This is a genomic window from Acetobacter sp. DmW_043, assembly GCF_002153485.1.
Lineage (GTDB): Bacteria > Pseudomonadota > Alphaproteobacteria > Acetobacterales > Acetobacteraceae > Acetobacter > Acetobacter thailandicus.
This window is the reverse complement of the sequence record NZ_JOMN01000016.1, coordinates 34,588-48,470: the sequence shown is the minus strand read 5'-3', so window position 1 is coordinate 48,470 and position 13,883 is coordinate 34,588. Positions and strand designations below refer to the sequence as shown.

Annotated in this window: 11 protein-coding genes; 10 read left to right on the top strand and 1 reads right to left on the bottom strand. The window is 53.5% G+C overall.

Annotated elements, in window-relative coordinates; genetic code table 11:
- The first annotated feature begins 1 nt into the window (after position 1).
- The 10 genes from murC (at position 2) to ligA (ending at position 13,472) form a co-directional block, all read left to right on the top strand.
- On the top strand, positions 2–1,429 hold the full coding sequence (gene murC / locus HK11_RS06590; RefSeq protein ID WP_086554556.1) for a UDP-N-acetylmuramate--L-alanine ligase: 1,428 nt from the start codon (positions 2–4) through the stop codon (positions 1,427–1,429).
- Positions 1,426–2,364: a UDP-N-acetylmuramate dehydrogenase gene (murB, locus tag HK11_RS06585; protein WP_086554555.1), complete on the top strand. Its 939-nt coding sequence runs from the start codon at positions 1,426–1,428 to the stop codon at positions 2,362–2,364. Before murC ends, murB begins: the two co-directional genes overlap by 4 nt.
- Positions 2,361–3,299 (top strand): D-alanine--D-alanine ligase, encoded by a 939-nt coding sequence (locus HK11_RS06580; RefSeq protein ID WP_086554554.1) that lies wholly within the window; start codon positions 2,361–2,363, stop codon positions 3,297–3,299. Before murB ends, HK11_RS06580 begins: the two co-directional genes overlap by 4 nt.
- Positions 3,299–4,162 carry a cell division protein FtsQ/DivIB gene (locus HK11_RS06575; RefSeq protein WP_086554553.1) on the top strand — a complete coding sequence of 288 codons (864 nt, stop codon included), beginning with the start codon at positions 3,299–3,301 and terminating at the stop codon, positions 4,160–4,162. The genes HK11_RS06580 and HK11_RS06575 overlap by 1 nt, the downstream gene beginning before the upstream one ends.
- Complete coding sequence (ftsA, locus tag HK11_RS06570) at positions 4,159–5,565, top strand: cell division protein FtsA (RefSeq protein ID WP_086554552.1); 1,407 nt, start codon at positions 4,159–4,161, stop codon at positions 5,563–5,565. The genes HK11_RS06575 and ftsA overlap by 4 nt, the downstream gene beginning before the upstream one ends.
- 104 nt (positions 5,566–5,669) lie before the next feature.
- Positions 5,670–7,313 (top strand): cell division protein FtsZ, encoded by a 1,644-nt coding sequence (ftsZ, locus tag HK11_RS06565; protein ID WP_086554551.1) that lies wholly within the window; start codon positions 5,670–5,672, stop codon positions 7,311–7,313.
- Between the two features lie 154 nt (positions 7,314–7,467).
- The gene (gene lpxC, locus HK11_RS06560) at positions 7,468–8,439 is read left to right on the top strand and encodes a UDP-3-O-acyl-N-acetylglucosamine deacetylase (RefSeq protein WP_086554550.1); all 972 of its coding nucleotides are present in this window, start codon (positions 7,468–7,470) and stop codon (positions 8,437–8,439) included.
- Positions 8,440–8,536: 97 nt separating this feature from the next.
- Positions 8,537–9,487 (top strand): outer membrane protein assembly factor BamD, encoded by a 951-nt coding sequence (locus HK11_RS06555; protein ID WP_086554549.1) that lies wholly within the window; start codon positions 8,537–8,539, stop codon positions 9,485–9,487.
- 153 nt (positions 9,488–9,640) lie between these two features.
- Complete coding sequence (gene recN / locus HK11_RS06550; RefSeq protein ID WP_086554548.1) at positions 9,641–11,374, top strand: DNA repair protein RecN; 1,734 nt, start codon at positions 9,641–9,643, stop codon at positions 11,372–11,374.
- Entirely contained in the window at positions 11,358–13,472 is a 2,115-nt protein-coding gene (gene ligA, locus HK11_RS06545) for an NAD-dependent DNA ligase LigA (protein ID WP_233133349.1), read from the top strand. Before recN ends, ligA begins: the two co-directional genes overlap by 17 nt.
- Positions 13,473–13,499: 27 nt before the next feature.
- Here the strand turns inward: ligA and HK11_RS06540 are convergent, their stop codons facing one another.
- Positions 13,500–13,877, bottom strand: a complete 378-nt coding sequence (locus tag HK11_RS06540; protein ID WP_086554546.1) for a hypothetical protein — start codon at positions 13,875–13,877, stop codon at positions 13,500–13,502.
- Between the last annotated feature and the right edge of the window lie 6 nt (positions 13,878–13,883).

The following is a 13,883-nucleotide window of genomic DNA, read 5'->3' as shown; positions in this document are numbered from 1 at the left end:
TATGAGAGCTCTGCCCCTCTCGATCGGCACCATCCACTTTGTCGGCATTGGTGGTATTGGCATGTCAGGCATTGCTGAGGTGCTCAGTATGCTGGGTTACTCTGTTCAGGGGTCTGACATCAGCGAAAATGCCAATGTTAAACGCCTGCGGGCTGCCGGTATTCCTGTCACTGTCGGGCATGCAGCAGAAAACCTGGGCGAGGCGCAGGTCGTTGTTATTTCAACTGCAGTAAGCCGTGACAACCCTGAGGTTGTTGCTGCACGCAGCCGCCTTGTGCCTGTTGTGCGGCGCGCCGAAATGCTGGCTGAACTCATGCGCTTGCGCTGGTCTGTTGCGATCGGGGGGACACACGGAAAAACCACAACCACCAGCCTGGTTGCCGCTGTACTCGAAGCCGCACATCTGGACCCTACCGTCATTAACGGTGGCATTATTGAGGCCTATGGCACCAATGCCCGTATGGGCAAAGGTGACTGGATGGTTGCCGAGGCTGACGAAAGTGACGGGTCTTTCCTCCGTCTCCCGGCTGTCATTTCTGTCGTGACAAACATGGACCCCGAACATCTGGACCACTGGGGTTCAGCCGAGGCTATGGAAGCGGCCTACGACCAGTTTGTCTCTAACGTGCCTTTTTATGGCTTTGCTGTTTTATGCATCGACCATCCGGCTGTGCAGCAGATGATCCCGCGCCTGTCAGACCATCGTATTGTCACTTATGGCTTCTCTCCTCAGGCTGATGTCAGAGCGGAAAAATTAGAGACAGACAAAACCGGCGCAACATTTGACGTCGTACTGACAGACCGGGTCTCTCGTGAAACACGCAGGGCAGGCCCCTTCCGCCTGCCAATGCTGGGTGCCCATAATGTTCAGAATGCACTGGCGGCCATTGCCGTTGCCACTGAAATGCAGATTTCTGACGATGTCATTCGCTCTGGCCTTGCCTCTTTCCGTGGTGTGAAACGCCGCTTTACCCGCACAGGTGAAACCGGCGGCATTACCGTAATTGATGATTACGGTCATCACCCGGTAGAAATTGCTGCGGTTTTAAAAGCCGCCCGCCAGGCCGGGGCGCGTAACGTCATTGCTGTAATGCAGCCTCATCGTTACTCACGCCTGCAAATGCTCTTCTCAGATTTCTGCACCTGTATGAACGATGCAGACACCGTTATTGTCTCCGATGTATATGCTGCGGGTGAAGCACCGATTGATGGCATTGACCGCAATGCTCTGATCGAGGGCCTGCGTGAACGTGGTCACCGCTCTGTTTCTGGCCTTAACAGCCCTGATGAGCTTGCTGCCATGGTGCACGATATTGCAAAGCCTGGCGACTTGGTTGTCTGCCTTGGTGCGGGGACGATCACAACATGGGCCCAGGCCCTGCCAGAGCAGCTTGCTGCGCTGCAGGCTCAGGCCGGGCAGTCATCATGACAGCCCCAAGCATGATCAGCCTTGTGCAAAAAGCTTTTAGCTCAGCGCGGGGGCGCGTAACTGAACAGGCTCTGCTTGGGTCACGCACATGGTTTCGTACTGGCGGTGCCGCTGAGTGGCTCTTTCAGCCTGCGGATACGGATGACCTTGCTGCGGTTATGCAAAACCTGTCACCGGAGCTGCCTGTCACGACCCTTGGTGCCTGCTCTAACGTCATTGTGCGTGATGGAGGAATAGAAGGGGTTGTGCTGCGCCTGAGCCGTGGTTTTTCTGACATCGTGACCGAGAAAGATGGTCTGATTGTCGGGGCAGCCTGTCTTGATGCCACAATCGCTGAACATGCCGCTCAGGCCGGACTGGCCGGACTTGAATTTCTGGCTGGCATTCCCGGTTCAGCAGGTGGTGCCGTACGCATGAATGCCGGAGCCTATGGGTCTGACATTGCAACCATCCTTGACTGGGCAGAAATTGTCACGCGCGATGGCTCTGTTATCAGGCTTGATGCCGGGGCACTCAATTTTGGATATCGTCGCTCCGGGCTGCCAGAGGGGGCTGTCGTTACACGCCTGCGTCTGCGCGGCACGCCGGCCAGCCCGGCTGATATTGCAGCGTCTATCTCAGCCATTCGTGCAGCCCGTGAAGACTCTCAGCCCGTCAGAGCCAGAACGGGTGGCTCGACATTCCGCAATCCTGATGCTGAAGAATCACTGCTGAAAGCATGGCAGCTCATTGACCAGGCCGGCTGTCGCGGTTTGCAGATGGGCGGAGCACAGGTCAGCGAAAAACATTGCAATTTTTTAATCAACACAGGTACAGCAAGCGCGTCAGATCTGGAATCTCTTGGCAATCATGTCCGCCAGCGCGTTGCAGACCATTCAGGCGTTACCCTTCACTGGGAAATTAAACGTATCGGCAAAGCAGGAGTCTCTGAATGACAACAGCCAGGCGCGTCACCGTTCTGATGGGAGGCATGTCTTCAGAGCGCGAAGTCAGTCTTGTTTCCGGTAAAAATGTTGCCGAAGCCCTGCGCACTGCCGGTTATATCGTCAGCGAGCTTGATGCCTCCTCTGACCTCGCCGCACTGGTGAGCAACCTTAAAGAACAAAAACCGGATGTCGTCTTTAATGCCCTCCACGGGCGATATGGCGAAGATGGCTGTATTCAGGGCATTCTTGAATGGATGAAAATTCCCTACACCCATTCTGATGTCCGCGCCTCAGCTGTTGCTATGGATAAAGCTGCCGCACGCGCTGTTTTTCTGGCGGCTGGCCTGCCCGTTGCAAAAGGTAAAGTCGTCAGCATTGAAGAACTCGCAAAAGCTGATCCTCTCCCTGCCCCCTACGTGATTAAACCACTGAATGAAGGCTCATCTGTAGGTGTCTATATCATCCGTGAAGGGTCCGATCAGCGTAAAGAAATCGCTGCAAACTGGAGCTACGGCCCGTATGCCCTGGCAGAAGAGTTTATTCCTGGCCGTGAAATTACGGTCGGTGTCATGGGTGACCGCGCACTGACCATTACTGACATCACACCAACCCCCGGTCAGGGGCATGATTTCTACGACTATGATGCAAAATATAAGACGGGCGGCTCAACACATGTGCTGCCGGCTCAGCTTGACGAAACAACAGCGCAACAGGCTCTTGAAGCATCTGTCAAAGCGCATCAGGCTCTGGGCTGTTCAGGTGCCTCACGCGCTGACTTTCGCCTTGACGATACCGGCTCTGGCCCTGCGCGCCTGGTCTTGCTTGAGGTCAACACTCAGCCTGGCATGACCGCGACCTCTCTGCTGCCAGAGCAGGCCGCATGGTGTGGAATAAGCTACCCTGAGCTGTGCAGCTGGCTGACAGAGCAGGCCCTTAACAAATAATGCGTATGCCTCCCCCCCCTCCGGCAGACAGACCATCACGTCTGCAACTGTTTATGCGCAGACAGAAAAAAACGCTGCGCCCCGTTGCCGGTCTGTTTCTTGTGGGCATTCTGGCGGGCGGAGGCTTTTTATATCTGAGTTCTCCTCAGACCAAATCGCACCTCTCCTCCTGGTTACAGCACATTGCCAGCAAAGCACCGCTGCACATTGTCTCAATTAAAACAGATGGTGCCCAGCTCACCAGCCCTGAAGCTATTTCAGAAGCTCTGGGGGTTCATGTTGGCGACCCAATTCTCGCATTTAGTGTCAGTGGTGCCCGTGACCGCCTTAATAAGCTGCCTTTTGTCGACCACGTTATCGTAGAACGTCACCTGGCTGGTGACATTGTTGTTCATATTACAGAACGTCCTCCCTTCGCGGTCTGGCAGCATAACAGGCACTTCATTCTCATCGACAGGCAGGGTAACCCTGTGCCTGATCAGGGCATGACCGGTAAAGATGCTGAAGCTTTCACGAAGCTGCCTCTGGTTGTGGGTGTGGGCGCCAGTGAAGCTGCTGCCTCCCTGATTGATGTTTTGTCAAAAGAGCCTGAAATACGCAGTCATGTCGCTGCGGCTGTCAGGGTCAATGAACGACGCTGGAACCTCGTTCTGCACAACAATATTACTGTTCTTCTCCCTGAAGGTGAGGAAGAGCCCGCTATTCACAGACTAGCCTCTATTCAGAAATCGACACATCTGCTTGACCGGTCTATTGTCTCAGTTGATATGCGTCTGCCTGACCGGCTGACCGTAACAAAACAACAGTCAGAGCCCGGACTCTCGGGCACATCTTCTTCGCCTCCACCGGAACACACACCATGACCAGTCTTTCTCCTTCTGCATCTTCGGGCTGGTCACTACGTCCAAAACGTTCTTCTTCTGGTCTGCCTGTGAACCATCATTCCTCATCTTTGCTGCCTCCCTCCTCCGATAACAGTAAACGTCAGAAACCCTGGCGCAGCGGTTATTTTGCTGTTCTCGATATTGGCTCAACAAAAATAACCTGCCTTATCGGACGTGGCGAAAGTAATGGTATCCTTCGCGTTGTGGGCTGTGGCTGGCGTCGGGCTGATGGTATTCGCAATGGTGCAATCACAGACCTGCACAAAGCTGAGGCTGCCATACGTGCAACAGTTGGTCAGGCTGAAAGAATGGCTGACCGCTCAGTTGACGGAGTTGTGGTCAATCTCTCCTGCGGGCACCCGGCAAGCCGTTTGTATAACGTACGCTGGCCGATAGGCGGGCGTATTGTTTCTGAAGCTGATATCAGGCGCATTATCAATGAAGGGCGCATGCAGGCCACGCTTGAAGGGCGTGAGGTCGTGCATACGCTTCCTATCGACTTTACTGTCGATGATACAGAAAATGTCGTCGACCCCCGCGGTCACCTCTGCGACACCCTGAAAGTCAGACTGAATATTATTGATGCCGCATCTACAGCCCTTCTGAACCTTCAGACTGTTCTCAACCGTTCAGAGCTTAAGCTCGACGCCCTTGTTTCTTCTCCCATGGCGTCAGGTCTGTCCGTTCTTAATGCTGATGAACGCGAACTTGGTACGACGGTCATTGATATGGGAGGTGGCACCACATCTCTTGCCGTTTTTGGTGAAGGTCAGCTTCTGCACACAACACAGATCGGCGTTGGTGGACAGCACGTTACCCGTGACATTGCGCGCGGGCTGAGCACATCACTTGAAAATGCTGAGCGTCTGAAAACTGTTTATGGCAGCGCAGACCTGGCATCCGACGTGGAAGATGACCTGCTGACAGTTGAGCTGCTGGGAAATGATGTGCCGCATTTTGAGCAGATTTCCCGCTCGCATCTTGGCAGAATCATTCGCCCCCGTATGGAAGAAACTCTCGAATTAGTGCGTGAAAAGCTTGATGGAGCCGGCCTTGGCAGTGCCGCGAGCGGCCGTATTGTGCTGACTGGCGGCGGATCTTTACTTGACGGCATACGCCCCCTGGCTGAACGAATTCTTGGCGCGCCTTCAGCAAAAGGCCGTCACGGCCCTGCATTTAACCGTTCTGTCAGACTTGGCAGGCCCAAAAATATTATTGATTTACCAGAGAAAACCGCTGCTTCAGCTGGCTTTGCCACAGCAGCCGGGCTACTCTCATGGGCAGCCAGCGCGGAAAGACCTTTCGGTGATGTTGAATTCAGAGAAACACAACCTTCAGGTTTTTTACAGAAAGTCGTCGCTTTTATTCGTGAAAAAGTCTGATATACTCGGATAACCCTCTGTATAAGGCCGTCTGACGTGGCCATCTGTAAAATGTCAGCCTGCCTCTTGCTCTGCTTTTTGCCCCTCTACCGGGAGATGCCTTAATGACCCTGAACCTCACTGTTCCTGAACAAAGCCACTCTGACTTTTCACCACGAATAACAGTCATTGGTGTTGGCGGGGGCGGAACAAATGCTGTCGACAACATGATTGCGTCCAGCCTGCAGGGGGTAGAGTTTGTTGTCGCCAATACGGATGCGCAGAGTCTGGCTAAAAGCCGGGCTGACCGCCGCATTCAGCTTGGTCCGCACCTGACCCATGGTCTGGGTGCAGGTGCCAAACCTGAAGTGGGCAGAGGGGCTGCTGAAGAGGCCGCCGATGAGATTTCAAAATATCTCGAAGGCTCTCACATGGTCTTTATCACTACAGGTATGGGCGGAGGCACAGGTACAGGGGCAGCTCCGGTTATTGCACGCATGGCACGCGAGCGGAACATTCTGACTGTTGGGGTAGTCAGTAAGCCTTTTGATTATGAAGGTAAACGCCGCGCCCGTATAGCAGACGAAGGCATCCGTGAGCTGCAGCAATATGTTGATACTCTGATTGTTATTCCTAACCAGAACCTCTTTCGCGTAGCCAGTGAACGTACAACGCTGCGTGAAGCGTACAGAATGGCTGACCATGTGCTCTATATGGGTGTGCGTGGTGTCACCGACCTGATGGTTGCACCAGGCTATATCAACCTTGACTTTGCGGATATACGCAGCGTCATGGCTGAAATGGGCAAAGCCATGATGGGCACGGGTGAGGCTGAAGGTGATAACCGTGCAATCGAAGCCGCTGAAGCCGCCATTGCCAACCCTCTGCTTGAAGATGCTTCGATGTCTGGCGCACAGGGACTGCTGGTTAACATCACCGGTGGTGAAGATATCACTCTGTTCGAGATGGAAGAAGCCGCCAACCGTATCCGCCGTGAAGTTACGGACGATGCCAATATGATCTGGGGCTCGATTATTGACGAGACCATGAACGGCAAAATTCGTGTCTCTGTTGTAGCCACGGGTATTGATATGCCTGAACTCGACAGGCCTCAGGCTGCACCCGGGGAGTCTTCTTCAGCCCCCCCATCAGGAGCAACGCCACAAAATACGGGTAAAGAAGCAGTTAGCCAGCCTGAGCCGGCACCGCAGCAGGTTACACGACACGAAACCATACCTTACCCTAATCAGCCAGCCAGCCAGCCAGCAGCACAACATAATGCAGGCCAGCCATATCAGCAGCAGCCATCACGCCAGACCGGCCATGCAGCACCGCCGCCTGCACATAGCCTGCCCGGGCAGCAGCAGGCCAGCATGGCGCCTCCACCAGCGGCACAGCAGCCTCTGATGCGTCCTGGTCCGTCACCACGTGCAGGGCTGTTCACTGAAACGCCGCGTCACGCTGTACCACCGACAAACACTCAGTCTCGCAGCGGGCTGTTCGGGCGCATGACCAACCCGTTCCGTCGTACAAACCCGAACGATCAGCATACGAACGAGCATAACCCTCAGCCTCAGCCGCATCAGTCCCAGCACTATCCGGCACAGCATGAGCAGGCTGCCCACCAGGGGCCGGCACAACAGCAGGCACACACCCCTCAGAACACACATCAGGAACAGGGACAGCCCGGCCATCAGCAGGGTGTCAGCATTCGTCCTGCTGATTCAGATGAGAATGGACTTGAAATACCGACTTTTCTGCGTCGGTAATTTTTCAGGAAAGTCAGCCTTCATGCTACCTGCAATGGTAGCATGAAGGGGCTTTGTAACAGACCGCAATAAACCTTGACTGGCCAGAAACGGTTTTTAACCTTTATTTTAAAAGCATAATCGCCTTTAAACTCTGCAGGATAACACCGCCCCCATGGACAGCCTCTCCCTGGACCCTCGCACACTCCTTAGTGTTACGCAGGAAATCCTGTCCCCCGTCTCTGCACTGAACACGAGAGATGCAACCTTATATCAGCATACTCTTGGTAAAGCTGTTACAGGTACCGGCACGGGTCTGCACACAGGCAAACATATTCAGCTCACCCTCACTCCTGCGCATGCTGGTCATGGCATCGTTTTCCAGCGCAGCGATATCGGAGGAAAACCTTTACCAGCCTTATTCAGTAATGTGCATAACACACGCCTCAGCACTGTTCTGAGCGAGACAGAGAACTCAGAAAACCGTGTCGCAACCATTGAGCATCTTATGGCTGCTCTTGCCGGGTGCAATATTGACAATGTGCTGGTCACAGTTGATGGCCCTGAACTGCCGGTATTTGACGGATCCTCGCGCGACTTTATCTCTCTGATTGAAAGTGCCGGAGTAACCCGCCAGCATAAAATTCGTCAGTGTATTGAAATTTTACGGCCGGTACGCGTTGAACACGGAGACTCTTTTGCTGAGCTTCTCCCCTCATCTGATGCGGGCCTTACTTTTTCAATGGGTATTAATTTTTCTGCTCAGGCCATTGGTAAACAAAACTTAGAATTTAAACTGACACCCCAGGCCTTTCGCCAGGACATTGCACATTGCCGCACCTTTACCCTGCTTAAGGAAATAGAAGCGATGCATAGTGCCGGCCTTGCTCTCGGGGGCTCACTTGATAATGCTATCGTTGTCGATGAGGAACGGATTCTCAACGAAGATGGCCTGCGCTGTGATGATGAATTCGTCCGTCATAAAATTCTCGATGCCGCAGGCGACATGTATACAGCGGGAGCCCCTTTACGCGGGCATTTCTGTGGATACCGTTCAGGTCACGGGCTTAATAACATGCTTCTCAGAGCCCTGTTTGCTGACAGCAAAGCATGGCGCTTTGTTCCCGCATCAGCTGGCACAAACTAATGCCGGATAAAAAGAGAAGGAAACATTCTTTCTCTTTTCTTTTCTTACACGTTTTACATGCTATAAGACTGCATCACTTCAGAGAGCTGGTACATCTGTGAGCGTCATAAAAGCACTTCATTTTCGCGGCCATATATCCCGTATACTCTCCGCAACTGTGTTGCTGAGCCTGTCTGGCTGTTCTCTGTTCAAAGAGGGGACGCCTCAAATCCCTAAGCTGGCCTCAGCTGAAACGCTCTATAATAACGGGATCGACGCCCTGCGCACCCGTCGTTACACGCTTGCCGCAGCAGAGTTTGAAGTACTTCAGCAAAACTACCCTTACTCTGGCTACGTTGCGAATGCTCAGCTTATGGAAGGTTATGCCTATTATCTTAAGGGGCAATATCCTGAAGCCGTTCAGCAGCTAAACAGGTTTATCAGCCTTCATCCCACCAGTTCAGATGAAGCATATGCCTATTATCTGCGCGCGCTGTGCTTTTATGAGCAGATTGCTGACGTACAACGCGACCAGCAGGGTACTGTTGAGGCAATGGAAGCTCTTGGTGAAGTAATTACCCGTTTTCCTCAGTCAAAATACGCACAGGATGCCGAACTGAAAGTCGACCTTTGCCGCGACCACCTGGCCGGCAAAGAAATGCTTATTGGCCGGTTTTACCAGCGCGAGCGTAACTATGAGGCGGCCATCAACCGCTATCAGCACGTTGTCCAGGACTTTCAGACTACCAACCACGTACCCGAAGCCCTGGAGCGTATGGTTGAGGTCTACCTCGACCTTGGGTTAACAGATCAGGCCCGTAAATCAGGTATTGTTCTCGGCTATAACTACCCTGGCAGCAAATGGTATCGTTTTGCTTATGATGACCTGAAACGCTATAAACTGCTCAGTGGTAACTTTCCTGCACCTGGCAAAGCTGTAACAGCACAGGCAAGCCAGCCTGTTGCACCTGATAAAAAAACGAGTTCGCCAACCGATGCGGGTCATGCTCCGGCCCCGCATGCAATGACACAACCACAGGCTCAGTCAGCACCGGCTCCACAGCACTAAAGCAGAAAGATCCTTTTTCTAACGACGGGACCTGTCATAAAAAAGATTGCGCGTTCTTGTTATGTTCTGATTTATTTCATATAAAATCTTAGCTGACACGTAACGCGTATTTTTCTCGCACGTCTTACCGGACAGATATTCAGGCAGGGTCTTATGCTGACACATCTTTCCATCAGAGATATTGTTCTGATCGAAGCACTGGATCTTTCTGTTCATCGCGGCTTTACCGCCATGACCGGTGAAACCGGTGCCGGCAAGTCAATATTGCTCGACAGTCTCGGGCTGGCTACGGGGGCGCGTGCAAACGCAGGACTGGTCAGAGCCGGAGCTGAGGAAGCACAGGTAACAGCCAGTTTTCAGCTCACTGAAGACCATCCGGTCTATCACCTTCTGCGCGAACATCACATTACTGCTGAAACTGATGAACCCCTTATTCTGCGACGCAGCCTGTCGCGCGAGGGGCGCTCACGCGCATGGATCAACGACCAGGTGGTCGGCATTACGCTCATGCGCCACGTTGCGGCAACCCTGGTTGAAATTCAGGGGCAACACGAGCAAATCGGGCTGACTGACTCAACCACACACCGCACCCTTCTTGACGCCTATGGTGTGCCTGCCTCTCTTATCGCTCAGGTCAGCAGCACCTATACAGCCTGGCGCCAGCTCAGCGATAAACTCCGCACAGCCCGCAAAATGCTGCATGAGGCTGCTAAGGAAGAAGAATGGCTGCGACACACCGTATCTGAACTCTCAGCACTTGCTCCACAGCAAGGCGAAGAAGAACAGCTGGCACAACTGCGTCATAGCCTGCAACAGGCAGAGCGCCGGGGTGAAGCTGTTGCGGCTGCCCTTTCAGAACTGACACCGCGAGACCGGAAAAATAACGGCCCGGCTGCTGCTCTGCGGGCTGCAAGCCGCACATTACAGCGCCTTCTTCCCGCTCCGTCAGATGCAGATACAACCCCGACCGGCGCTCTTGAAACCCGTACACACGATGCACTGACAGCACTTGAGCAGGCAGAAACAGCTCTTGCTGAAGCAGAAATGCTGCTCTCACGCCTGGCTGCGGATTCTGAAGCTGACCCCCGCCTGCTGGAGGAGGCAGAAGAACGCCTGTTCGCCCTGCGGGCCGCTGCCCGCAAGCATGATGTTGCTGTTGAAGAACTCCCCTCACTGCTTAATGAACTGACAAACCGCCTGCAGGCTCTTGATAACGGCACTTCTCAGCTGCACGAACTTGAGCAGGCAGTTAAAGAGGCTTTAAAAACATTTCAGAGCAATGCTGAAAAACTGTCAGAAGCCCGCGAAAAAGCAGCTCGCAAACTCGAAAAAGCCGTTACCAGCGAGCTTAAACCCCTTAAACTTGAGCGTGCCCGCTTTTTTGTCAGCCTTGAATCCCTGCCCCCTGAACAATGGAACGCACAGGGCATGGAGAGCATTTCGTTCCTGATTGCCGCCAACCCGGGCCAGCCACCCGGCTCCCTGGCCAGAGTGGCTTCAGGGGGTGAATTATCGCGCCTTATGCTGGCCCTCAAACTGGTTCTGGCTGAGCAATCCTCTATCGGCACTATTGTATTTGATGAAATAGATGCCGGGGTTGGCGGTGCTACGGCTGCAGCTATTGGTGAACGCCTGCACAGACTGGCCGCACGTTCTGTACAGGTACTGGCCGTGACACACAGCCCGCAGGTGGCTGCCTGTGCCGATGCCCATTTGCGCATTGGCAAGCGTGTGCGTAATAACATGACCGAAACCCATGCAGCCCCTCTTCAGCCTGAAGAAAGACAGGAAGAAATTGCACGTATGCTGGCTGGCGATACCGTAACTGATGCCGCCCGTGCTGCTGCTGCCAGCCTACTTGGACATAAAGATGACCCCGCACCCTGACAAAAGCTCTTTTACTGCTGCAGAAGCCAGAGACGAACTCAAACGCCTGGCTGACCAGATTGGTCGCCATAACGCTGCCTATTATCAGGATGATGCCCCCGAGATCAGCGATGCAGAATATGATGCGCTTCGGCGGACGTATGACTCTCTTCTGGCCGCTTTTCCCGAAGCTGAACCTGAAAACAGTGCCGCCGGTGCCGTTGGTGCAGCACCCGATTCACTGTTTAAAAAGTCACGTCATCTTGTGCCTATGCTTTCACTCGATAACGTATTTGATCAGGAAGAGTTTGAAAGTTTTGTTGCCAAAGCAACCCGCTTCCTGGGTCTAAGCCCGGCAGAAAGCAAACAGCTCACTTTTGTTGCTGAACCTAAAATTGATGGGCTGTCGATCAGCCTTACTTATGAAAAAGGTCAGTTTGTAAAAGGCACAACCCGCGGCGATGGCAGAGAAGGTGAGGATGTTACCGGCAATCTGCTCACAATAAGCAATCTGCCCAAAACACTGCCCGGCCCGGTACCTGACCTTATTGAAATACGCGGAGAGATTTTTCTCGCCAAAGAGGATTTCCTGGCACTCAACGCTGCGCAGCTGGCTGAAAACCGTAAGCCATTTGCCAACCCCCGCAATGCTGCCGCAGGCTCGCTCCGCCAGCTTGACCCTGCCGTCACAGCACGCAGGCCACTGGCACTGTTTGCTTATGCTATGGGCTTTACCTCTGCCCCTCTGCCGGCTGACCACTGGAGCTATCTTGAGCAGCTGAAAGCCTGGGGGTTTACGGTTAATCCTCTTTCACGAAAACTAAATGATATCAGCGAGGCCGAATCTTTTTTTGATGAGGTTGCCCGCGAGCGTGCCGGCCTGAGTTACGATATCGACGGTATTGTTTATAAAATAAACGACCTTTCCCTGCAGGAGCGCCTTGGGTTTGCCGGGCGCGCACCCCGCTGGGCTATTGCGTGGAAATTTCCGGCAGAGCAGGCCATTACAACTCTCAACGCCATTGAAATTCAGATCGGACGCACAGGGGCTCTCACGCCGGTTGCTCATCTTGAGCCTGTCAATGTGGGTGGCGTGCTGGTGTCACGTGCTACACTGCATAATGAAGATGAAATAGCCCGCAAAGACGTGCGCCCTGGCGACAAAGTTACGCTGCAGCGTGCCGGGGATGTTATTCCACAAATCGTTTCCGTCCTCCCCCCGGCACCTGATGCGCCACCCCGCGCAGCACCTTTCGTATTTCCGGCTCACTGTCCTGCCTGTGGGGCCACTGCCATACGCCCCGAAGGTGAAGCTGTACGCCGCTGCTCAGGCGGGTTAACCTGCCCCGCACAGATCGTTGAGCGCCTGATTCATTTTGTATCACGCCAGGCTTTTGACATTGAAGGTTTGGGAGAGCGCAGTATTCGTGAATTTTACGAAGATAAGCTCATTCAGACTCCCGCTGACATTTTCCGTCTGTCAGAACATGCTGACGTCATTATGAAACGTGACGGCTGGGGGGAGCAGTCCGTGCAGAAACTGCTCCAGGCTATTGAAGCCAGACGAACAATAAGCCTCTCCCGTTTTATTTTCGCTCTGGGTATTCGCCGCGTTGGCGAAGGCACAGCCCGCCTGCTTGCCCGCAATTATGGCACCTATGAAAACTGGGTCAGTCAGTTGCAGAAAGCAACCCTGACAGGCTCTGATGAACGGCTTGAACTCGGCTCTATCAGCGGTATCGGCAGCGTTATCGCAGATGACCTCGTTGCTTTTATCAAAGAAGAGCATAACAGACAGACGCTCAGCGAACTGAAAAGCTTTCTGACTATTGAAGAAGAAGAGCAGGCAGCGGAAGGCTGGCTGTCAGGCAAAAGCATTGTCTTTACCGGCACACTGACGACGCTGAGCCGTCAGGAAGCACGCGCTATGGCAGAACGCCTGGGAGCAAAGGTTTCGGATTCTGTTTCTAAAAAGACCGACCTGGTCGTTCTGGGTGAAAAAGCAGGTTCAAAAGCTAAAAAAGCGGCTGAGCTGGGTATCACCACGCTGAACGAAGCAGAATGGATCGAATTTTGTAACAATAAAGGGCAGCTGCCTTCAGGCGAGACACTCGCCTGAAATATAATTTAGTAGGCTGAGCTGCGCTTAATCAGCCAGTTCAGCTTCAGTCAGGCGCTGCACCCGTACCGCCTTGCCCTGAGCATCATAGTAAATAATGCTATTGCCACGCCGCTGAGCATAACCATCGGGTTTGCCGTCTTTTGTCCAGAACAAAAGGCGGTTTGCAGCTGCCTGCTCAACAATCTTATCACCTGGCGGTGTATAACGGAACTTGCTGAAATCTTTATGTGCACGCGGCAAAGGTGGTTTTGCAGCCAGTGAGTGCATAGAAGGGGCTTTGTGCACATCCTCTTCATCACCACCGTCATCATCAGCCCGGGCAAAATGGTGCGGCAGCGCAGAACCAGCAACGACCAGAGCTGCTGTCAGAACAAGAACTCTCCGGCAGAACCGATATGCCATAATCTA

What these genes read in the sequence shown, in the direction of transcription:
- ligA (WP_233133349.1), top strand. Translation starts at nt 11,358, where the DNA reads ATGACCCCGCACCCTGACAAAAGCTCTTTTACTGCTGCAGAAGCCAGA.
- murC (WP_086554556.1), top strand. Translation starts at nt 2, where the DNA reads ATGAGAGCTCTGCCCCTCTCGATCGGCACCATCCACTTTGTCGGCATT.
- HK11_RS06575 (WP_086554553.1), top strand. Translation starts at nt 3,299, where the DNA reads ATGCGTATGCCTCCCCCCCCTCCGGCAGACAGACCATCACGTCTGCAA.
- lpxC (WP_086554550.1), top strand. Translation starts at nt 7,468, where the DNA reads ATGGACAGCCTCTCCCTGGACCCTCGCACACTCCTTAGTGTTACGCAG.
- HK11_RS06540 (WP_086554546.1), bottom strand. Translation starts at nt 13,877, where the DNA reads ATGGCATATCGGTTCTGCCGGAGAGTTCTTGTTCTGACAGCAGCTCTG.
- ftsZ (WP_086554551.1), top strand. Translation starts at nt 5,670, where the DNA reads ATGACCCTGAACCTCACTGTTCCTGAACAAAGCCACTCTGACTTTTCA.
- ftsA (WP_086554552.1), top strand. Translation starts at nt 4,159, where the DNA reads ATGACCAGTCTTTCTCCTTCTGCATCTTCGGGCTGGTCACTACGTCCA.
- HK11_RS06580 (WP_086554554.1), top strand. Translation starts at nt 2,361, where the DNA reads ATGACAACAGCCAGGCGCGTCACCGTTCTGATGGGAGGCATGTCTTCA.
- murB (WP_086554555.1), top strand. Translation starts at nt 1,426, where the DNA reads ATGACAGCCCCAAGCATGATCAGCCTTGTGCAAAAAGCTTTTAGCTCA.
- recN (WP_086554548.1), top strand. Translation starts at nt 9,641, where the DNA reads ATGCTGACACATCTTTCCATCAGAGATATTGTTCTGATCGAAGCACTG.